This is a genomic window from Paenibacillus azoreducens, from assembly GCF_021654775.1.
Lineage (GTDB): Bacteria > Bacillota > Bacilli > Paenibacillales > Paenibacillaceae > Paenibacillus_AQ > Paenibacillus_AQ azoreducens.
This window is the reverse complement of the sequence record NZ_AP025343.1, coordinates 1,218,393-1,239,010: the sequence shown is the minus strand read 5'-3', so window position 1 is coordinate 1,239,010 and position 20,618 is coordinate 1,218,393. Positions and strand designations below refer to the sequence as shown.

The window sequence follows — 20,618 nt, the reverse complement described above, 5'->3', positions numbered from 1 at the left end:
TTTGCTGCAATCAATTCAGCCTGGAGCTGCTTTTCACCCGTTATAATCCTCCACTAAATCAACCTTCACCTGCTTCGCCAAGTCCACATATGCATGATCCAGCTTAACCTTCACTTTCCCGGCCCGCCGTTTCTCCCGCCATTCCTGCAGCTGCTCTTCCGTCTCCAGCTTTAATTCCGCGAGTTCCCGGGCCCGGTCCAGCATATACTTGGTAGTATACAAAACCGTATAGATCCCTATCCCACCTAATTGAATAGGTTGACCAAGCTTCTCCCAGGACTCCACAGTAAATCTGACATACAGCTCATTTTCCTGACCAGGTATTGCCGGACGTTCCTTAATCTCCCCGCGGCGGACCACCTGCCAGTCTTTGATTTTGCCATAATAGTGAATGCCCGTACGACCTGTATGATCGAATTTCTTCCGAGACTGGCACATCGCGATGTACTCCAGCTGCGTCAAAATTTTGGCGTCAGATAGATTTTTCAACGGCATGTGGTAGATATTATGATCCAGCATGACCTGCAGCTGGGAGACCTCTCGTAGAGAGCCGACCAAGACATTTTTCCCACTAAATTTATTCGCAAAATACTCCTGGGTTCCCCGCGGTTTCGTGGATCGTTCATACGCTTTCTCCGGACTGTCCAAAATAATTTCGTCCAAGAACTGCTCCACCAGCTTCGTCGATCCCGGCAAAAAAGGGAATGCCCCCACATTCATCAGCTCAATGCTTTTATAGAAACGGTGCTCTTTGAATCGGCCCTCGTCATGATAAGGGAACAAGACGTAAGCACCAAACATATTCCTTTCATATTCTTGAGAGGATGCATTCAGGCTGACAATCGCATCCCGATAACGATGCATCGTATTGATGTCATCTTCCACTGGTCCCGGTGCACGATAAGCATTGAAATAAGCATCACCTTCATAAGCCGGATTCAAACGATATTTGGCGTCAAAAATATATTGATACACCTTCTCTCGCCCTGCATCTTTTTTACTTAAAGTCAGCACATTGTCGGGGCGCTGTGAGAGTGTTGGGGTTTGGCTTTTTCCGAAACTTAAATTATAGTAGAGGGTGAACACTTCACCCGTCTTTGGATTCACATATTCCATCTTGGCTGTCGGTTTCTTATCTAAAGTTACATAAATGCCGTTCCGATTTACCGTTACGATATCCTGGCTCTTGAGCTTGTACTTTCTGCCGAGAATTTCATTGAGCTTAAGAAAACACCAATATTCATAAAGCTGCGCCACGTCTTTCATCGAGAGGCGAAGCAAATCATTTTGAATGGACAAACCCTTCAGCAGCATCAAATAATACCGGTAAACATCCCTATACCCTGGCGCCATTTGCAAAACCAAACTGACCGTGAAATGCTGTAGCTTCCCCACCTCACGCAAAAAGCTCGCATGTAGCACCTGTTCCACTTGGCCCGCCATTTGATCTAAACGACGTAATAGCAAAACATCTTCTTTCCGCTGCTGCATCCCTTGCGGTTCTTGCAAACGACGTTTTAGCTTTAATAGGTTCCCTTTGACCCGTTCCAGCATCCACTTTACAAACCGATTTTCATTCGTATCATAGGAAACTTGCTTCTTGGATTCGATCAAATGCGTCGCCTTATAAAGCCGATCCTCAATCCGGACATATCCATGCATGGGATCTTCAAACAGCCTGCCTGCCCTCTTGTTCAAAAAAGCGATGTTCTCCTTCCCCGCCTTCCGAACCTTCTCAGCAGGTTTTACTTGACGGTCGGTCACCAAACGATGATGCGGCTGCAACGTAATTCGTCTTACGGCTTCCAGCAAACGCTCAAACACAAATTGCAGAATCGTATAATACTCCGTCAAGCTTTGACTCTGCGTCTCTCTTAACCCGGTTAACTGATAAGTCCTCCTCATAAAATCAAACGAGAGGTTATAAATCTGACTGTTCACTTCGTGCAGCAGCGTCATATAGTCTTGCTTGTAATCCAGCTTAACGGGGAAAATTTCAAGTTCAAGCCGAAGCACCGTTTTTCCCGCCAAGCGGAATTCAAGCTCCGTGTAGCCGACTTCATTTTTAAAGTTCAAGATGCCGGATAGAACCATTCTCCCTACGGGTTTAACGCTTTCCCGCAAGCTGATGTTGTCATGGTAAAAAGTCAGGTCCAGCGGTTGCTGTTTCTTCTCTACAATGAGCTCATAGTTTCGAGTCTCGTAAAAACAAGGAAAAGCCGGCATGCCCTCATGCCAGTCCACTAATCCCCCTTCTAACGGGGAAAACATTTTGACTTCCTCAATTTGCAATTGAGAAGCTGGACTTGAAACCTTAAGTAGAGCATTGATCCATTGCCCTTCCCCATCCCTATGCAACTTTAGCGTTTCGACCGTAGGATGAGTTGGACGTCCTTTTAGATACAGCGTAAAAAGATTAGTCTCCACGCATAACAACTCGATATCAGCATTAGGAGAGCCAGAAAGAGGTAAATCCATCTTCCTCTAACCTCCTCAGCATAAACGCCAACTTCCGTGCGCTTTGGGGATATTTCGCAGCTGGTGCTTCTTTGCCGGCATCCCATCTGGAGTACAAGGAGGAGGCGTCATCCAGTAAATCGTTGACCTTAAGTGATTCCCCTTCCAGACAAACTTTTAGAAGTTTTAGGAGCACTCTTTTTACAGACGTATGACTGCCTTGGATACGAGGTAAAATCTTCTGAAGCAGCTGCAAATCGAAAGCTTCATCCTCCGTTAGTAGCCCAAAACGCTCCGCATAAATGCTATAAAAACTGATCGAATCACGGATTCTAAACCCAACCTGGGCATGAATTTCCTCAAGTATTTGGTTTATTGCGACTAGCTTGTCGGTCGTACGCTTCACCAATTCTTTATTTTCGGCATCGACGTTCACCAGATTCAAGTAATCGGCACGAAAAAAACGTTGAGAAACCGGCGCGATTTCCACGATTTCCTGTTCGTCATCGCCTTCTGACCATGGCAATTGCGTTAAGTCGATATGATTAAATTCCAAGGTGTTGGCTCGGTCGAGCACCTTTTTGCTGAACGGGTAGGTCGTCTCATCCATGTTCACCGTGCCAATGAGATAGACATTTTCAGGAATGCCAAGGTCCCCATAGAGCTCTTGATCTTCAAGCCGATCCAGCGAAGCATTGGGAATAAGCGGTTCGGTGACGATTTGGCCGTCCATCCAACGCTGGGTCTCCAGCAAGCTCAGAAGGTCGCTGAAATAATGTTCCACCCGAGCCAAATTCATTTCATCTAGACATATAAAATACGGCTTATTCCGGTTCTCAGGCAGCGAAGCGGTGACCAAAACTTCGGTTAACCTGCCCGGCTTAAAGCGGCCGGATAAATCCTGATAACCAATGAGATCCGAAGGATCGTTCCAATCCGGACGTACCGGGATCAGCGTAAATTGACCGTTTTCCCTTGTAGCTCCTACGCTTTCTGCGAAAAGCTTCACGAGTTTAGTTTTACCTGTCCCAGAAATACCTGCCAGGATGACGAAGGGTTTGGTTTTTAGGGAGAGGTAGAAGTTTTCGATGAGAGGGTCGGGGTAGTGGAAGCCGTTTTGTTTTATAAAAGCTTTTATTTGATTCAGCTTAGGTTTAATTAATTGCGGGTCCATTGGCTCAATTCTCCTCATCATCTGTGAGCTCTGGTCATTCTCCGAGTAATCAGTTTGCCGATCGACATAAAGTCTGTAATTGTCCATTACATTCTTCAGGTCCGTTATTAATTGTTCATCGTCAGGTAGATTATTTCGGTCATAACGATAGTAAGCAACTGTTGATACTTGATAATCCCTTCCTAACCCGCTTGAGGTAAGAAAGATTTGATCGTCCGTTTTCATTCCCTGAAGAGGGAGAAGTCCTCGCATCTCAGCTACCTTTTGCTCTAAATAGTTGTATCCTTGTTTTTTACCTAAGTCTCGAGTAGGAACCGTTACACCCTGGGCCAAGGTTAAGTAAACCGAATTCATATCTTCTGAAAATAAATAAACGACATACTCCCCTTTTTGAGTGGTGTCGGTTACCCGCTTATCCATGATTGCAAGCCATGGCACGGTTGCCCAATTCCCCATACCGATTGAACCTTGTATTTTGTAGTGATCATTCATAAAGGGTAACTTTTTAAGTTCATTAGGCAAGGTTTGTCTGAAGAGAGTCCCGAGTTGATGGCCTGCAAATGACTGGGTTTTGGCCTCCAAGTAGCTATTAAACACTTCTTGAAAGACTGCTTGCAGCGAAAAGTCCAACCAAATACTACTGGAAGGTAGTTGATTGTTATAGCTCTCCAATTCACGTTCGGCATATTCCTTTAATTCTTGAAAAACTTTTTCATTAAGCAGTTGTTTTACAGGGGATTTAAAGGATAGTGTTTGTTGCAAACTGTTATATTCAATTATGGATGAAAGAGCGTCTATCGGTGTTTTGAGCAAGTTTCTAATTTGGCCAAGGGAGCATTCTTTCCAACTGGACGATTCGCCTTTCGGTGGTAAGTCTATTTTGAAGCCCAGTTCCTCCTTGCCTCGGTAATAATCAAGGAAAGATTCTGCAATCTCATTTAAAGTCACCGTCAGACTTTTTGTCTTTTCGTAATGGTTTATAAAAGATAAAACAAGCACCATTTTGTATGATTTTTGTTTGTTTTTAAATATTGTAGCTAAATCATTAGGTAACAAAATTAGAGGACCTCCCATTGTTGTTTTGTCATTTGAATGCCTCTTTCATACTTTTCTAGTCCCTTGACTAGATACTTCTTGTATTCCGACACTTCGGAAAGTTACTACAACCCCAAAATTCCGTGCCCTGTTTTCCTTTTCTTCTAACCATTGGGGCCCCACATTTGCATGTTATACCGCTAGTCGCCGCCACCTCTCTTTTTGTCTTAACTATTTCAGTTTAGCCGCGGCTACACTTTTTTCAATTGGACTTCGTTTTTTACTAGGCTGCCACTTTCCCCAAGCTCTGAGCTTATGCTCTACAAGACCGCCATGCCAATAATCCACCTTAAACTGTTCCGCTTCCTTCTTCGCAGAGGAAGTCAGGTCGGAGGTTGTGATAAGCAAGGATAAAATACAATCATGATTTCTTTTTGCTGCAACTAGTTCGCGTACGGTCGTGACGGTAACCAGGTTATGGTCCGCATAACATTTGGCTTGTACTGCGGTCTTTTCACCGCGACGGTCAATAATGACTAAATCTACTCCACCGTCGTTTCCTCCCACGCCGACCTCCTTAACGGTATAACCTTGATCGCGGAAATAAAGAGCAAGTAATCTTTCGAATTCAGCTCCAGTTAAATTGTCTAGTCGGCTTGTCAGGATAATCTCGTCTGATCTCACTGAGTTGCTGGCACGTCTTGTTGCGGTTGAACTTTTCTTTTGACTTGGTTTAGCAGAGTATTGCTTTTTATTCGTACGTCTCTTCCGTGTCCACATCGCACCCAGAATTTCTGCTGCCAGAACAGCAACAAGAATGATGCCAAAGAAGAAACCCCAATGTAATCCTGGAATACTAAAATAAAGCGCAAGTCCACCGAGAATAAATAAACCTCTCAAAACGTATGCAATCTGCCTGCCTTCTGCTTTGTATGTCCTAGCCATTCGTTACTCATCCTTCCGGTTATGTATACATCCATTTTTCGACAATTGCTCCTATATTCCCTCTAATTTAGGTAAAAAGAAATGCACCCTTCAATGGGTGCATTGGTACTAAGATTTTATTTCCATCTCTTTAGGAACATCGTTGTTCACATTTCATCCGTTTAATCAGGGAGCCAGTTTACTACGCATTATCAGACTCAGTTTTCGATGTAATTTCGTTTACTATCTGCTCCTCGCGGAGTAGCTTCAGCATGATCTTCGTTTTAAACTCCGAGGTGTATCGGTTCTGTTTTTCCATAACTTCATTATAACAAATTTATCACTATCCTGTGTCTTAACCTATACTACATTACGGCGCACCAGACGCTTATTTGCGGAAGAGGGAGGGTTTGCCGCTACTCGACTGGCATGTTGATTAGGGATAAATAGATCGGTACGACTCGGAAGGATGGGATGCGACTATGGCTGACAGGTGAAGCAGTACATTGTCCACTTGGTTCAGCAGTTTCTGAAGCTGCGAGAAGATTATATTTTGCAAAAAGGAAATGTCATTGCAGCCGGCCAGAAAATGGATGACGCACATGAACAATACCCTATCCAAATCCGGGACAGCGTCCTGCGCCGTTAACTGGAAGATATCCTGAAGCGTAAATGAAGGCGGAGGAAACATATAGTTATTCTTCTTCATATACAATGCCTTAAGCATGTACTCGAGAGCGCGGTCACTAAACAAGAATGCAGACATGTGCGGAGGTTGGATGCATCATCCGCTCGGCAGAGTTCATGTGGATCTGTGCGAGATGCTGCATTTTGATCATGCCTTTGGCTTGAGCCAAACTTCGTTCCTGGATTTTTAACGGCTTATTCCTACTATCTCTGGCTTTATCGATGGAGATTGAATCATTCACATGCTTCAGCTCCTATTGCGATTATTGGCGATTCCTCAGCTGCGATTGTTTCGCTTTATTGACCTTGCCAAATTTGCGATGCACTAGAAGTATACGTATCAATTAATCACACACATCTGGAAAACAATAATCATCATTCATGAATAAATATCCTAATTTAGGATAAAATACATACATAATATTACTATATAGTAGTAATTAATTCAAATAACTTATTATCTATATATTATTTGTATTTGAAACTTTCCCTACACTTCTATTAAAGAGAGGTGTAACGATGTCAGATATTCTAAAATTAGTCGGAGCACGGATAAAGGATCTTCGTAAATTAAGGGGATTGTCTCAAGAAGCACTGGCAGAGAAGGCTGGCTTCAATATAAGCTACATCGGATTTATTGAACGAGCAGAGCGCAACATTTCCATGAAGAATCTGGAGAAGGTTGCTAGTGCCTTAGACGTTGGAGTTTATGAGCTTTTTACATATTTGAAGGAACAGGAAGAACTGCCCGAGGAATCGACTTTGAAAGAAGTTATTTCTTTACTGAGAGAACGTGATCCAAAGGATATAGAGATGGCAAGGAATGTGCTGAATGAGATTTTTCGGCGGATGGATGGAAAGGGTTAAAAAACTGATCGGATTTGAAGTTGTCCCTGTTAAGAGTCGCAAGTAAAAAAGAGAATTAATACAGCCTTAGTTCGGTACTCTACCGTGCTAAGGCTGTTTAGTTTAAACTGAAATCGCTCGTGGGAATGGTTATAGAAGTTGGCAGATATATGCGTCTATAAAATTATCTACAAATACATTTTTATTTCTACAATATTGAACATTCCGTTAATGGTAATATATTTTAGATAGCAGGCGATGTTTTATTGTTTCTTAATTTTCAGCGGATCTCGGACCAACATTCAGTATCTACTTTATAATCGATTCACTGTAGACGAACTTTTTTTACTAGATCTCTAATGTCTCTGTGGGAAGACTCTCGAAGTAGCCCAAATACGAAATTGGTACACCTGGATGAATAATTACAATTTTCGCAGCATTAATTATACCCAAAAAAAGATTCTAATATTTGTTCCAGCGAATTATCCACCTTTACAAATTCAGCCTCCTTATCGAAATGGTAGGATACCCACCGAACACCTGATTTATCCAAACTATTATAGAAGTAGCAAGCATTTTCTTCAGAAGACTGACCGAACTTAAATTTAATAAACGGAAGTAATTCGAGTGGCTCCGGATTTCCTTCGAAATACAAATATAACCTGTCGCTATCCAGCATGATATTCATCTGGATGCTAATTTTCTTGAATATTTGCCTTGTTCCCATCAATGAATAGACCTGTATATGATAGATCCCTGATTTGAGCTTTCCGTTCTCCGGGCGAATAATCTGATTTCCCGCGTACGTGTCGACCATAAGCTCGCGCAAGGCGGCAAGCTCGGACTCTAATACACTTAATCGTTTCTGTGCTTCCCGTTCGTTCTCGATTCCGCCGTGCCCCTTCCATTTGTTACGAAAATCGGCAGTCCTCTTCAGCACTTCAAATGTTTTTTTACTGGATAAGGAGTCAATGAGATCCGAACGGCCGGATCGAAACACCTTAAGGCATCTTTCCCTGCCATTCCTATTCCCCATTTCGGTACGGATGAGTTTAGCAATCCTTTCGCCAAGCACAATCCAAGTACCAAACGTTGAACGGTAGAGTGACTCCTTTTTGAAGTCCTTGAACACAATCTCTCTTTGTGCATCAAACAGGCTGGAATCGGACTTCAGACCACTGAGGAGTAGTATAGTGTTAAACTGAGCAACCGCCTCAAAAAAATGGAATAAATGTTCCTTCTTCAACCGGACATCAGATTCCGCATTGTACCGCCACAAGATGGAAGCCAATGGAAAGGGGAGCGTCTCCGCCCATTCCTCAAAACCGCTTTCCCGGTTTAAGTTCTTCAGCGATTTTAGAGTGTATTCCACATCATTGGGCTTATTCCAGAGCTGTTGCTCAATCGAATTAATCATAGCTCGCAGCTCCGTTATTTCATTCTGGGCATTGATCAGTTCGATCTGCGTCTCAATCGAAGGAAAGTACAGCTCGGATTCCTTCAAACTAGAGACTAAGATCCTGGGATTTGCATACCCTATTTGATGATATTCTCTTATCATTCTTCCCAACTCGGAGCTAAAAAATCGAGCCACATATTCCGCATTTACTTTCTCGCTATTCATAACGATTTGCACATAATTATGAGGTTTAAGCTTTAGGTCCGAAAGCCTTGTGACGGCATCAGATTTACCGATAATCGGAAGGTACACCGCATCCGGGAGATCCTCAAAGCCTTCCTCCAACTTACCGTTCGACTGATTGATATCTTTGGCGATAGAGGCCAAAGGTACCGGCTCGAGGTTCATCCGTCGTGAATATTGATGGATATCGCGCGATAGCCGAAGCGACCTGAAGGATTTGAATGAATGAGGGTTCACATATGAACCGAGTTCAAGCGTTTTCCCTTGTCTACCTGAAGTCATGTTGTGTATAACTGGCTGAATATCATCCTCTGATCCAATCTCCGCGAGGAATGCCAACTTGGGGACATCTATTCGCCTCAATACAACAAGATAAGTACTGATGTAAGTGTATGGTGCAAACGTTCCCGGAGGGAAATGAACTATCGCCTCTAGATGTATACCGATCGACGATAAATGACGAAAGGAATTTGAGCCAAAGAAACGAGTTGCCACAACGAACAGGGCCGTCCCTTCTGTGCTTAGTCTGGTACATGCCTGCAAGAGAAGTAACAACTCCATCGAGTCAGAAACCGTCTCTTTACTATCTTCGGCTCGAATCATGATCTTATCACGTTGCATTCCAAAAGGGGGACAGGACACTATTAGATCCCAGTATGTAACCTCCTTATCCAGGAATTCAATCGGATTTCCCAACATCAATTGAATATCGGAATTATCTTCAATTGCGCTAAATAGCTCTTGATAAAGAGAATTGTATACAATGGACAGCCGCACGGACTCCGGATTTGCCAATCGTATGAGTCCACCCAGCCTATCCCACGGGTCAAGTACCCTTTCGTAGGTCTGACCTTTGAGAAACGCAGATATGGTTTTTCTCACTAATGGCGGAGGAACAAGAAGCTCCAACCGCTCCGTCTTCCAGGCCAACTCTGCTACAGTATCAAACGATACGGTTAAACCTTGGTTCTTGGCCTCCCGTAATAGGTCATGCAATGTAATTAAATCTCCCCTAGCGCGCAGTTGATCCGCGAGCCTCCATATTTCCTCATTAGAACTCATCTCGCTTCACCTCAGAAAAAAGTTATCAATTAATCCCGTGATCCCATCTAGGTAAATCAAGGATTAGGTATTGAATATTGAACAAAAAAACTCGGGATTCACAATCTTGAGAATCATAGTTTTATCCATGGATCTAAATAAACTCTGACAGTAAGGGTTATCTCCCCCGAATCCCCAGCACCTCTCGAGGTGAGGTTAATACCATCATCCTTATGCATACCTTCAAGGGGAAGAAGTTCGCGAAGTTTACTTGCCTTCTTCTCAAGATAGTTGTACCCTTCTTTCTTTTCGAACTCATCTTTGGGCACAGTAACCTCTTGAGCTAATGTTAGATAGACAGACTCCATGTTCTCGGAAAACAAATAAACAATATAATCACCATGCTGCGTCGTATCGGTAATTGCCTGTCCATCACAGCAATCCAAGGAATGTTTACCCAATTACCTTGGCCAACTGAACCTCGAATTTTGTAGTTTGGATCGATAATGGAAAGCGACCTTATTAGCTCAGGGATCGTTTGTCTTAGAAGGGTACCTAGCGTGTGCATACGATTGGTTTCTAGCTGTTATGTAACTGTTCATGATTTCGGAGAGGGCATTATGAAGGGAGATCATGGGCTTTTCTATCTTATGGTTATATTGATGTAACTGATTCATAGCTTACTCCTTTAACTCAAAGAATAACGTTTTGTATTATATACAGAGGAAAAAAAAGCTTATAGTTAACTTCCACTAGTAGAAAAGTGGTAACTCTAAAATCAAGTTTTAAAAATATTTATTTTGAATCAATAATATCAGCACAGAGTTATACCGATATAAAAATTACTAAATTAGATTTCGGAGGAGGAGGCCCCAATTATAACCATAATAGAAGGCATACTCAAGTCTACTGTCTTATGTACTGGAGTTCTTGGATTATTTGCTGCCCTTGGTAAACAATCAAAAGAAGAACAACTGTTTATGAACAATACTAGTCGCAGTTTTAGAAAGTTAGTTTACTGGATAGTACTTACTACCACATTCTTGTTATATGCTGTTTTCGTCACAGGTTTCAATGTAAACGGTAATTATACCCTGTTTACTAAAATACTATTTTTTCTGATTCTAAATCCTATTTCGGTATCATTATGTATTCTTTTATTTATTATTATTATCTTAATGTTTTCATCAAACTCAAAAGACTTCATAATGAAAAAATTGTCAAAAAACCGTGAAGAGAAAAAATTCACCTATGCAACATTACTCTTTACAATTGCATCTGTATTTAGCATATTACTTTCACTTTATTTTGCCACGGCTATTAATTTTATTCTTAAAGATATAAATTCTATATATAAAATTAATGCAATAAGAACTTACGATGTTATATGGTACTTTAATAAAATTAAGAACTATCATTTCTTTTATGTTTTAATAATAATAATTTCGATCTATTCATTTTTAATTTTTCTTGTAAGATTATTTTTTTCTATAATTTATTTCGAAAAAATATCAGTAAGTATTTATTTAAAAGATGGAACTGTATTTGAAGATAAATTTATCATAAATCATAACATTGATGGTGGAATCATAATTGGAGATTCATATCTAAAAAAAGCTGAGAATAAAAAATTAATACCAAAATCAAATATTCTTTATATTTCATTTAATAAAGTTGATTATTCTTTTGGGAAGAGGAACGAAAAGTCAAAAATTATTATTCCGAATCAAATTTTAGAAAATGAACTCATAAAAGAATGGCGGACAAAAACCTCCTCATAATTTCATGAAAAAAAGAATAAATACTATTCTCACAAAAATAATCTCTTCTAAAGTTGTCAAAAAACTAAAGTACTTCTAAGTTATAACAACTTTTTTTGCCACAAGTTCGTCCAGCACAATGTGGGAGCGCCTTTGCAATTATCATTAATAAGCATTTTTCTCTCCCCCTTTTTAATTAAATAAAAAATAGCCTGTAGACCTATTTCTAAAAGGACTTAATCTACAGGCTAATACCACAAAAAGTGTCCAATATTCATTAGTGTTTTTTTATTTTCTCGTTATAATAATTAACTGCTTTGTCGACAAAACGTTCTAAATGAGGCTTTAGTTCAAGGGCTTTTTCCCTTGCTGAGCCAGCTTCGTAACCGGAATCAATTAAGAATGCATATGTACTGACCATTTCAAGAAATTGCGAGCTCTCTTTAGTCATTGAGTTCAATAATCGCTCATTTAAGTCAATACTATATCCCCCATCATCTTCAAGAGTTGTTTTAAAGTTTCTTCCTCTATCAGTTATAACATATTCATATGCTTCATCGTGTTTAATTTCGTCAAGAAACCCCTGTTGCACAAGAAAGCCTATCTCCTCTTGAACTTCAGCAGAGTAGGGACCATAGTAATGATATTCATATTTAAAGGGCAATTCAGTTCCTGACGTTTCAAGAAGGTGCACCATTTTTTGTACTTTTTTTCTTCCATAAACTGAATCTACATTATCAAATATACATAACAGACTATAGGCCGCTTTAAACATGTTGATACCCTCCTATAATTTCGTTCTTATATTCATCTGGAACAAAATATCTTTCAATTGATATCTTTTTGTTCCTTAAACCATTCACTATATCAGAAATATACGACAATTCAGTACCATTTCCATTTTTATCAAATAGTACAATTTGTTCGGAAGCTTCCCGTTCAATTCCTTCCTCTCCAATTTTCGGTGTCTGGATTAGATACGAATCTTTGTAGGAGCTACTTTTTGCTTCATCTCTGAGAAAGTAATATTCTCTAGAAATCCCATACTTATTAGATATTTCAATAACTCTTTTCCAATATTCTAATGGGTCTAACTCGGAAGAATTAATCGATTTAAAAAATCGCCTTTTATTTAGTCGACTAGAAAGGTCATTTAATATTATGTCGTTGTGGTTTGTCCAAATATTTACAAAATGCCAAATAGTATTGTCTGTAAGATTAATGTAGTTAGCAACTGTTTCATGGAGTTGACCCTTTCTTGTTAATATGCTAACAAGATCATCAGGTAAATCAATATTACCTTCATTATATAGCTCAAGCGCCCGTGAAAAAATTTTGTCAATCAGTAATTCAGCACTTCTTGTTGTCTTATGGAAATATACATTTGTGTACATATAGTATCTCGCCATAACAAAATCCTCGGCTATACTAATTCCTTTGTCGATATCTAAGCCAACTTCAATCTCACCATTGTGTTCTCCGATTGTTAATACATTAATCATCCATTCAAGATCAAAAGTTCCATACCCAGCACCAGTCATTTTAGAATCCCTTAAAAGATAATCAATTCTGTCAGTGTCCAACTGGCTGGAAAGTAGCTTGACGACTGCCTTTGAGGGATGTGTTCTTTGTATAACATCTACTACTTCCTGCGGATTTATCCCATACTTTTTAAGTACACTATTAACTTCGGTATCACCTTGAATAATTGCTATCGTCCATTTTTCATGTCTAACACCAGTTGTTTTTTCTAGGGCATGAGAAAATGGTCCATGTCCTATATCATGTAATAAAGCGGCGCTTAATGCAAGCGATCTGTGTTCACCAATTTCTTTAATATAGGGAATAAAGCGATCTTCTTTAAGACTGCAGATCTTGTCAATGAACCTTTTCATAAGGTGAGTTACACCAAGGGAGTGAGCAAACCGAGTATGTTCAGCACCTGGATATGTAAAAGAGGCGAGTCCTAGTTGTTTAATGTGACGTAAACGTTGAAATTCCTGCGTATCGATTAGGTCAAGTAACAATTTATCATTATTCTTATCGAATTGAACAATGTTGTGAATAGGATCGCGAATTGTTTTCATTTCAGCCCCCAAAATAAGAACATATGTTCTTGATAATTATAAACTATATTAGAGTTATTCTCAAGTTTTTAAAATTCATTTTGCTTTCCTAGTAATTCCAGGGCGTGCTGTCTGTCCAAACAACTACTGCACAACAAACAATGTCGTTCTCCTAGACAATTACAAGAAAATGTTTTTTCTATTGGAACCTTCAATCTTCTAGCTTCGTTTATTACAATTTCTCGGCTTTTATCAACAAATGGTGCAATTATTTCGAAAAGTGATAACGATTCAGACAATGTAGAAGCAATACTCTTGATAAAGGAACTTCTTGTATCGTTATAAGAGTTTTCTCCTACCACTCCAATAGCTAGGTTGCTGATATTCAATTTATAAGCGTAAGAGGCTGCTATAGAAATAAGAATCATATTTCTGTTTGGAAAAAACTCTTCTCGAAACCATTCATCTAATGAATAGTTATTTGTTTTAATTTCACCGACAAGTGAACCCGAGCCTACTTGTCTAAGACCTGGAACATCTATATATAATGGCGGTCTGTTTAGCTTTTCAAAATCTTTGGCTATTTCTCTTATGGCATTCATCTCACCCAAGTATGTTCTTTGGCCGTAGTTAATATGAATAGGGAAAACATCATAGTCAGCATTAATTAGCCAATGATAAAGAACGGTTGAATCAATCCCGCCAGAGAACAGTAACACAACTCTACCTTTGTCCATATAATGTCCTTATTAACTCTTCAATATTTCCGGTTATTTCTTTACATCCAAATTGAATCATATTATTCAGATCGGTTTGAGACGTTTTGAAGCCATATACGGGTATTCCTTTTTCAAACGCATAGCCAATTTCAAAACATGTTCCTGCGTCGTCATGATCCAGTAACGCAACTACAATGTCACATGAATTTAAGAGTTCTATATCTAATTGAAAAATTTTCTCCCTTTGTTCAAATGACATACTCTTAGAAATAAATCCGTTCTCTCTTGAAGGAGACAGAACGGTAAATTTTGCATTTTCCAATCTATCACTAACATGCTTTACCCATTGAATTTCTTGGTCACTAAAGAAAGGGCCTGCCAAATATATCTTTCTAGATGGGACATGATCGACAACAAACTTCTCACGCAAATGAATATCTTTTTCTACACCAGCCTTATCAATAACTGTTTCAATATCAAGATTTTCAATAAAGTTTGCAGCAACACAGTTCGCAATCTGAACACTATACTCAATATCTCCTGTTTCTAAAAATGTTGCTGCAAGAGCACCTCCGAAAGCATCTCCTGAACCCAGAGTACAGATAACATTACTTTTATAAGCAGGAACCTCAATTATTTTGTTACCATAGGCCAAAATACAACCCCTATGACCTTGTTTTATAATGATATATTTAGGTCCCTTGTTTTTTAGTGTTTCAATGGCTTCATTAATATTTGTAGTTTCTGATAACAATAAAGCTTCTTCTTCATTAACTAAAAGTGCAGTGGTATATTTGAGAATATTTCTAGCCTGTCTAATAGATTTTTCGTTAGGCTTCGGATCTAAGAAAATTGGAAGTCCTATTTCAAATGCTTGCTCACACAAAGACTCGGGGAAAGAGTGATCTACCGGAAAAAGTAATAACCCCTGACATACATTGTTTAAAGAAGGGCTATAATTGATTCCAATTTTCAAGTCAGTCATTGGGGTACTAATTTTATGTTCAAATGCTTTATAACCAGTTACTATATATCGGGGCACGCTGTAATTTTCTAAATACAGTGATTGCTTTGTTGAAACACCCATAGTTCCCCAAAAATCTATGCTGTACTTTTCAATTTCCGGGCCATAAACAGTAAGTAAATCTACTTCAGCCCCCTGCTTAGCCGCAGTAACAGATGCATACAGACCAGCTCCACCAATTCTATGAGTTATTTTAGTATTACTTTCGAGCAAGAAATCTATCCCAATTTCTCCATATATAGCGAGACTCAAACACGATCACCTCGATTCGCGTAATCAAGAAAGCCATTTCTAGACAATAGCCATAATAAGTAATCCATTTTCCCTAACGACACCCCTACGTTATTACACACTGTTCGTAGGGTATCTTCCAAATTTAAATACATTTTTTTGGTTAGTGGTTCAGGAGTAGAAAAACCTAAATAACCTAAAAATCTTATTATATGCACATCAAATACAGCACAATCCTCACTAAATCCTGTATTCCGTAATAACCAACTTGCCGACTTCATCCCAATTCCAGGACAACTACATAACCATATTCTCGACTGAATTGTGTTCATATTTTCAAGTTTATCGTAAAGTCCCCATTCACAACTTTTCCATAGCCAATAACCCGCTTTGGAGATTGTTCTGGGTTTCGACTCGATATACCTATACTTTCTAGATTCCCCATTAGAAGTAGTAGGAGAGAATTGTTTTATAGAAAATTGCTCTCTAATCTTTTCTTCAATTAAGTTCAATCTTTTTTGTTCTTGATAATGTTTGTGATTAAAAATACCTTGCTTCTTAAGAATCTGTAGGCCTGATAGATTCAATTCATAACTTATTCCGAATCCACCTAATAGTACAAAGAAGAACTCATCAAGCACCTGTTCTTTCGTCTTCGTTAATGAACTATACTCCAACTCTATTGAGCAGCCATAGACATCCCATAATTCTTTTAAAATATTGCTTGCTTGATTATTTATCATTCTATTTCACACCACTAAGTTGAACAGTTACTCTCGGATCATATTCAGTGCCTTCTTTTTTTAAAATGACACCTTGATACTTCCAGCCATTCTCAATACAATTAATTACCCAACCATAACTTGGCGGAGCCACCCCAACAAGTGTATTGTCGTCGATCTTTAAAACTTCTATTTTAGGTAAAATAGAAGTTTTGTTTAGATTTATGTAAACATCGTCACTTACAGCAGTGTTGTACCAAATGCTTCCCTGATTCTGATTAACAATAATCTGTATAATTAGTGTATCTCCGCACTTATTAACTGCACCTCCTCCTGCTCCTCCATAACTTCCTCCAGAATATCCGCTGCTTCCCATATATAGGACCTCCAACTAATTTATATAGGTCTATAGTATCCCAAATTGGGTATACAAGTAAATGGAATTGTCCTCTGACATTATAGATTTAAAACCCGTTTTCCAAGTCTTTCCAAGTCACTTTATATATAATGTTTTTTATATATTCTTTAAGATAATGTACCGATAACTGAACAAGAGAATGCACACTCATGGTACCAAAGGAAAAGTAACAAAAGAATTGTTAAATGCGGCGGATATAAATAATGAGGAGGCAGTAAAAGCATACACATTCCCTGCATGCTACGCCAGGAATAGCATAATCGTCCCGATGCCACAGTAAGCATCAAAAACTGTCCCCTTCCCAGTCAACCGAGCATACTCCACCGTCTTCCCATAAAGCACCTCGGTCTGCGCCGGATTCACTTGATGAAACGATCGCAACGCGTCGCTGATGGTCTGCTTCCCGATCCAATGGCGCTCCCTTCATTACCGAAGCGATGGTTCCCAGTCACCCGCGGTAGAGCTTTTTAGCGCGAAAGGAAATATAAGTGCCGAATAAGTGGGTGAATCTCAACCATAACCCCCCCTCACAGTACAGGCGAAATCATAAAACCTGTCTCCGTAAGGGGAGAATCTCAAAAGCTCTTATCCCTTCAATCCGCCTTTTCCAACAACGTCTCTGTGCTCAGCGTAAAGCCCTCGATGACGGCATCTTCGTCAACCTCAATCATGATGCAGCGTTTGCCTTGGAAGCTCACCTGTTTAATATACCTTAAATCCTGTGGGCTTTTATCGTAATCGTGGCTACCTTGGTATCGATCTTGATCGATTTGGACGTGAATTTCGGGATCACGCTTTTCGCCTTCAGTTCATAGTTCTTATCGTCAACGATGGTTTCAAACGCCCGCTCCACAGCTTCCTTGGTCACATTTTCTACGCCGCTTGCGGTCAGCACGCGTTCCACATCGGAATAATCCAGCTTCGGAGGTTCTTCCTCGTCCTGGTGGGATTCAATCACATGATGAATTTCCTCGTACACGTGTGCGATCGTGGCTGAATCCAGCTGTTCACCCGCTACTTCCTTCACGATGTCTTCAAAGATCGCTCGCTCTTCCAGCGCCGTCACAGACCGTTCCGCATTCAGGACCTCAGAGATGAAACGCTCATTCGGATCATTCGATTTCCCCGTACAATAGAGGACCCGGTTCACGTCGGAATAATTGTCCGTCACGCTGGGATAAAAGAACCCTTCCTCCGCTGCTTCTCCGTAGAGTTCACGCTGCATAGAATGAACGAATGCCCGAACACTTCGTCGTTCCCTGTCTCCTCGGCTTCCTCATTCCTCGCCTTGGTTGGCCGATAGTATTGTCCGCGTACGAACGTAATGACCGTATCCCGTTTACGTCGTGTCCGCCATCATTTTCTCTACGAGCAGCAGCATCAGATCCTGCCACTCCTCCGGATCGCCCGTCTGGATAGCTTGGTGAAGCAACACCCGCGAAGGGTCTTTCTGGTCTTCCGCTTCCTTCTGAAACTTGAGCTCGAACAGCTTATGATCCAATTCGCTTGGTCAGCAGCTTTTTGAAATTGCCCATGTACAGCTCCTGCTTCTCCCGGTCCACTAACCCAAAAGGGCTCCGCCCCCAGTGATAAATTTCGTTCGTTTCCTTCATCGTGTACACGTTCAGAATATCGTAAATTTGCATCAAATGATTATCCAGCTTAAACTGCTTGCGTATGTGGGCGACTTCTTTCTTGTTCATGGTTCGTCAGACAACTCCTAGAAAGTAAATTGGCTTTATAACTATAAATGATATTAAAAGAGGGGCGTCCCTCAGTCGTCATCTATGATGACTGAGGGACACCCTCCGGTATTACTCAGGTGGTTCAATAGATCTATCAAATTACGCATTTGTAATTTAAGAGTTGGTAAGTTGAATTCTTTCCAATAGATAGTTATGAAGGTTTTTATCTCTACAGTAAACGTAGCACCCCTTCATCCCCCGAGATAATAGCACTTTATATATATTTTTGACCAGTTCGGTTAATTTTGCGGGATCTTTCTTTAATCCCTTCTTGCCAACCGTATCTTTATATTCATCATAATCGGCATAAAGAGTCATAGTTTGGGGATCAAACTTAAGATCATTGCCAATAATGACACCAACATAATCAAACTCAAGGCCTTGGGAAGTATGGATACAACCAATCTGATCGATACCATCGGGATGAACAGCCCAAGTAGTTGAAATCGCTCGCCCATTCCAAGGCATGCTAAAATCATGCTCTTCGATAATGACGTCATCGATTTCCCCGTTACGGTTTCCTTCATCTTCTTTTGTCCATGTCCAAGCAAATCCAGCCAGCATTCGAGACTTCATTCCGTTACTTTCCTTTTCCTTGACTTGCTTCAACAACTCATGGGGACTATCGAATAACTGAAAGTCAAAGGCAGATTTATCCCAGCCATTAAAATTAGCTGTTTCCTTAATTTGAAGAACATCATCAATCCAGTTCAAATAGCCATCAGCCCCTGCACATCTAAACTGGGAAGTAAGTTCAATTTCATAAATTTCCGACTTGTGAAGCGCTGCTATTCTTTTAATCTCCTCGACTGAGCCGATATCATCTGGCCTAATTCTTTGATTATCATCTATGAAAAACACATTTAATTTAGAGGCTTTAATAATATCTTCGATTTGATTGACACCTTTATACTGATAGGCTCCTTTCCCCTTCAGTCTATGTGCTTCATCTACGACTAAAACATCGTAAAAATTTGATTCACAATCATAGAACTGTCCAGATCCAGCAAATAACACTCTAGTACGTGTTTTGTCTCTTACTTGCTGCTTAGCTAGCGTGTCCACCATTACGGTTCGGAAAGCAGCGTTAGGAGCTATAAATTTAACGTTTTTCTTTTTAGAAAGTATTCCCCCAAGTGCGTTCATTGAGATCACGGATTTACCTGTTCCTGGTCCACCTTTAACGATAATAGTCCTTTTAGATGTTAGATCTTTAGTTAAGGACATTATTGTTTCATAAGCAACCTTCTGTTCATCCAACATGATAAAGTCTGAATTACCTTTGAACAGTCCGTTTATATGATCAATCAATTTTTTCGAAGGACGTATCTTCCCATTTTCAATTAAATATAGAAGGTTAACCCCATTCCCTTTACCAACATGTTTATACAAAAACTTCTGAAGTTCTTTTGTATCATCTGCGTAAAATAATGGGGCTTCCTTAATAATAGAACTGTAGACTTCGTTTTTAAGAGGATCATACGTTTTAGGTTCATGGTAATTATGTAAGTAAGCGCATGAGTGTCCCTTTAAGTCATTGTTTTGGATGGCTTCATTCATGTCTGTTAAATACTGCCGGTAGGACCATGCTTGGTAAGAAGGGTGAGGTGTTTCTCGGTTTCGGCTACGAATAAATGCAACTACAACATCTTCCTTCTCCGTAGCTTTAGCAGAATCCCATTGTTTAAGCTCAATAATGACAAAATTATCTTGTTCGTGTACATCTTTACCTGCAATAATGAAGTCAATTCTCTTGCTTGTTGAAGGAATATTATATTCGATTAGAATACCGCAATCATCGGGTATTTCCGAGTTTCGAATCACTCGCTCCATAAATTGCATGGAATTATTCCATGCCATCCGTTCACCTTGGATTGGTCGTTTCCCCATTTTCTGAATATAAGCCTGTTCAATATCTAGCGTGATTTGATTGGTCTCAACAGCTTCTCTAAATTGTAGAGCGTTACTGCTGTAAATAATCATAGTTGTCGGCACCGCCTTAATGCACTTTTATTTTCTTCATGTTGTGTTGCTAAAGAAATAAATATTGAATAGATTAATAGTTCCGTTTTAATAAACTACACACTTCGACAGATCATGGAGATATCCTCCAATTGTACAAAGAAT

Annotated in this window: 16 protein-coding genes and 3 pseudogenes; 2 read left to right on the top strand and 17 right to left on the bottom strand. The window is 39.9% G+C overall.

Features of this window, described 5'->3' with window-relative positions; genetic code table 11:
* Nucleotides 1-33: 33 nt before the first annotated feature.
* The 6 genes from L6442_RS05275 to L6442_RS05255 form a co-directional block, all read right to left on the bottom strand.
* A complete protein-coding gene (locus tag L6442_RS05275) occupies nucleotides 34-2,478 on the bottom strand; it encodes a restriction endonuclease-like protein (protein ID WP_212977774.1) in 2,445 nt (814 codons plus the stop codon).
* Nucleotides 2,450-4,687: an MrcB family domain-containing protein gene (locus tag L6442_RS05270; RefSeq protein ID WP_212977775.1), complete on the bottom strand. Its 2,238-nt coding sequence runs from the start codon at nucleotides 4,685-4,687 to the stop codon at nucleotides 2,450-2,452. The genes L6442_RS05275 and L6442_RS05270 overlap by 29 nt, the downstream gene beginning before the upstream one ends.
* 67 nt (nucleotides 4,688-4,754) lie before the next feature.
* Nucleotides 4,755-4,838, bottom strand: coding sequence for a topoisomerase DNA-binding C4 zinc finger domain-containing protein (locus L6442_RS32935; RefSeq protein WP_212977873.1), 84 nt, complete (start codon nucleotides 4,836-4,838; stop codon nucleotides 4,755-4,757).
* 59 nt (nucleotides 4,839-4,897) lie between these two features.
* Nucleotides 4,898-5,611 carry a restriction endonuclease gene (locus tag L6442_RS05265; protein ID WP_212977776.1) on the bottom strand — a complete coding sequence of 238 codons (714 nt, stop codon included), beginning with the start codon at nucleotides 5,609-5,611 and terminating at the stop codon, nucleotides 4,898-4,900.
* Nucleotides 5,612-6,026: 415 nt separating this feature from the next.
* The gene (locus tag L6442_RS05260) at nucleotides 6,027-6,281 is read right to left on the bottom strand and encodes a hypothetical protein (RefSeq protein ID WP_212977777.1); all 255 of its coding nucleotides are present in this window, start codon (nucleotides 6,279-6,281) and stop codon (nucleotides 6,027-6,029) included.
* A 55-nt stretch (nucleotides 6,282-6,336) separates the two neighbouring features.
* Nucleotides 6,337-6,519, bottom strand: a complete 183-nt coding sequence (locus L6442_RS05255) for a hypothetical protein (protein ID WP_212977778.1) — start codon at nucleotides 6,517-6,519, stop codon at nucleotides 6,337-6,339.
* A 277-nt stretch (nucleotides 6,520-6,796) separates the two neighbouring features.
* Here L6442_RS05255 and L6442_RS05250 point away from each other — a divergent pair, with 277 nt between their 5' ends.
* Entirely contained in the window at nucleotides 6,797-7,144 is a 348-nt protein-coding gene (locus L6442_RS05250) for a helix-turn-helix domain-containing protein (RefSeq protein WP_212977779.1), read from the top strand.
* A gap of 418 nt (nucleotides 7,145-7,562) precedes the next feature.
* Here the strand turns inward: L6442_RS05250 and L6442_RS05245 are convergent, their stop codons facing one another.
* Both L6442_RS05245 and L6442_RS05240 read right to left on the bottom strand, forming a co-directional pair.
* Nucleotides 7,563-9,827 (bottom strand): type I restriction-modification system subunit M/S, encoded by a 2,265-nt coding sequence (locus L6442_RS05245; RefSeq protein WP_212977780.1) that lies wholly within the window; start codon nucleotides 9,825-9,827, stop codon nucleotides 7,563-7,565.
* Nucleotides 9,828-9,940: 113 nt separating this feature from the next.
* Nucleotides 9,941-10,374, bottom strand: a pseudogene (locus L6442_RS05240) (MrcB family domain-containing protein).
* Nucleotides 10,375-11,014: 640 nt separating this feature from the next.
* On the opposite strand from L6442_RS05240, the gene L6442_RS05235 reads away from it, so the two are divergent.
* A complete protein-coding gene (locus L6442_RS05235; protein WP_212977781.1) occupies nucleotides 11,015-11,587 on the top strand; it encodes a hypothetical protein in 573 nt (190 codons plus the stop codon).
* Nucleotides 11,588-11,843: 256 nt separating this feature from the next.
* Here L6442_RS05235 and L6442_RS05230 read toward each other — a convergent pair whose 3' ends face one another.
* From L6442_RS05230 to L6442_RS05190, 9 genes and pseudogenes are all read right to left on the bottom strand, one after another.
* Nucleotides 11,844-12,341 carry a YwgA family protein gene (locus L6442_RS05230; RefSeq protein ID WP_212977782.1) on the bottom strand — a complete coding sequence of 166 codons (498 nt, stop codon included), beginning with the start codon at nucleotides 12,339-12,341 and terminating at the stop codon, nucleotides 11,844-11,846.
* Complete coding sequence (locus tag L6442_RS05225) at nucleotides 12,334-13,653, bottom strand: HD domain-containing protein (RefSeq protein WP_212977783.1); 1,320 nt, start codon at nucleotides 13,651-13,653, stop codon at nucleotides 12,334-12,336. Before L6442_RS05225 ends, L6442_RS05230 begins: the two co-directional genes overlap by 8 nt.
* A gap of 68 nt (nucleotides 13,654-13,721) precedes the next feature.
* Nucleotides 13,722-14,369, bottom strand: a complete 648-nt coding sequence (locus L6442_RS05220; protein ID WP_212977784.1) for a 7-cyano-7-deazaguanine synthase — start codon at nucleotides 14,367-14,369, stop codon at nucleotides 13,722-13,724.
* On the bottom strand, nucleotides 14,356-15,627 hold the full coding sequence (locus L6442_RS05215; protein WP_212977785.1) for a PfkB family carbohydrate kinase: 1,272 nt from the start codon (nucleotides 15,625-15,627) through the stop codon (nucleotides 14,356-14,358). Before L6442_RS05215 ends, L6442_RS05220 begins: the two co-directional genes overlap by 14 nt.
* Nucleotides 15,624-16,349 carry an 8-oxoguanine DNA glycosylase gene (locus L6442_RS05210; RefSeq protein ID WP_212977786.1) on the bottom strand — a complete coding sequence of 242 codons (726 nt, stop codon included), beginning with the start codon at nucleotides 16,347-16,349 and terminating at the stop codon, nucleotides 15,624-15,626. The genes L6442_RS05215 and L6442_RS05210 overlap by 4 nt, the downstream gene beginning before the upstream one ends.
* 1 nt (nucleotide 16,350) lies before the next feature.
* Nucleotides 16,351-16,704 carry a hypothetical protein gene (locus L6442_RS05205; RefSeq protein ID WP_212977787.1) on the bottom strand — a complete coding sequence of 118 codons (354 nt, stop codon included), beginning with the start codon at nucleotides 16,702-16,704 and terminating at the stop codon, nucleotides 16,351-16,353.
* A gap of 285 nt (nucleotides 16,705-16,989) precedes the next feature.
* A pseudogene (locus L6442_RS05200) lies at nucleotides 16,990-17,127 on the bottom strand (23S rRNA (uracil(1939)-C(5))-methyltransferase RlmD); the annotation flags it as partial.
* A gap of 212 nt (nucleotides 17,128-17,339) precedes the next feature.
* Nucleotides 17,340-18,449, bottom strand: a pseudogene (locus tag L6442_RS05195) (DUF4317 domain-containing protein).
* Nucleotides 18,450-18,605: 156 nt separating this feature from the next.
* On the bottom strand, nucleotides 18,606-20,474 hold the full coding sequence (locus L6442_RS05190; RefSeq protein WP_212977788.1) for a DUF2075 domain-containing protein: 1,869 nt from the start codon (nucleotides 20,472-20,474) through the stop codon (nucleotides 18,606-18,608).
* Between the last annotated feature and the right edge of the window lie 144 nt (nucleotides 20,475-20,618).

Excerpts from the sequence above, each read along its gene's own strand:
- L6442_RS05275 (WP_212977774.1), bottom strand. The coding sequence starts at position 2,478 with ATGGATTTACCTCTTTCTGGCTCTCCTAATGCTGATATCGAGTTGTTA.
- L6442_RS32935 (WP_212977873.1), bottom strand. The coding sequence starts at position 4,838 with ATGGTTAGAAGAAAAGGAAAACAGGGCACGGAATTTTGGGGTTGTAGT.
- L6442_RS05265 (WP_212977776.1), bottom strand. The coding sequence starts at position 5,611 with ATGGCTAGGACATACAAAGCAGAAGGCAGGCAGATTGCATACGTTTTG.
- L6442_RS05260 (WP_212977777.1), bottom strand. The coding sequence starts at position 6,281 with ATGTTTCCTCCGCCTTCATTTACGCTTCAGGATATCTTCCAGTTAACG.
- L6442_RS05250 (WP_212977779.1), top strand. The coding sequence starts at position 6,797 with ATGTCAGATATTCTAAAATTAGTCGGAGCACGGATAAAGGATCTTCGT.
- L6442_RS05245 (WP_212977780.1), bottom strand. The coding sequence starts at position 9,827 with ATGAGTTCTAATGAGGAAATATGGAGGCTCGCGGATCAACTGCGCGCT.
- L6442_RS05235 (WP_212977781.1), top strand. The coding sequence starts at position 11,015 with ATGAAAAAATTGTCAAAAAACCGTGAAGAGAAAAAATTCACCTATGCA.
- L6442_RS05230 (WP_212977782.1), bottom strand. The coding sequence starts at position 12,341 with ATGTTTAAAGCGGCCTATAGTCTGTTATGTATATTTGATAATGTAGAT.
- L6442_RS05225 (WP_212977783.1), bottom strand. The coding sequence starts at position 13,653 with ATGAAAACAATTCGCGATCCTATTCACAACATTGTTCAATTCGATAAG.
- L6442_RS05220 (WP_212977784.1), bottom strand. The coding sequence starts at position 14,369 with ATGGACAAAGGTAGAGTTGTGTTACTGTTCTCTGGCGGGATTGATTCA.
- L6442_RS05210 (WP_212977786.1), bottom strand. The coding sequence starts at position 16,349 with ATGATAAATAATCAAGCAAGCAATATTTTAAAAGAATTATGGGATGTC.
- L6442_RS05205 (WP_212977787.1), bottom strand. The coding sequence starts at position 16,704 with ATGGGAAGCAGCGGATATTCTGGAGGAAGTTATGGAGGAGCAGGAGGA.
- L6442_RS05190 (WP_212977788.1), bottom strand. The coding sequence starts at position 20,474 with ATGATTATTTACAGCAGTAACGCTCTACAATTTAGAGAAGCTGTTGAG.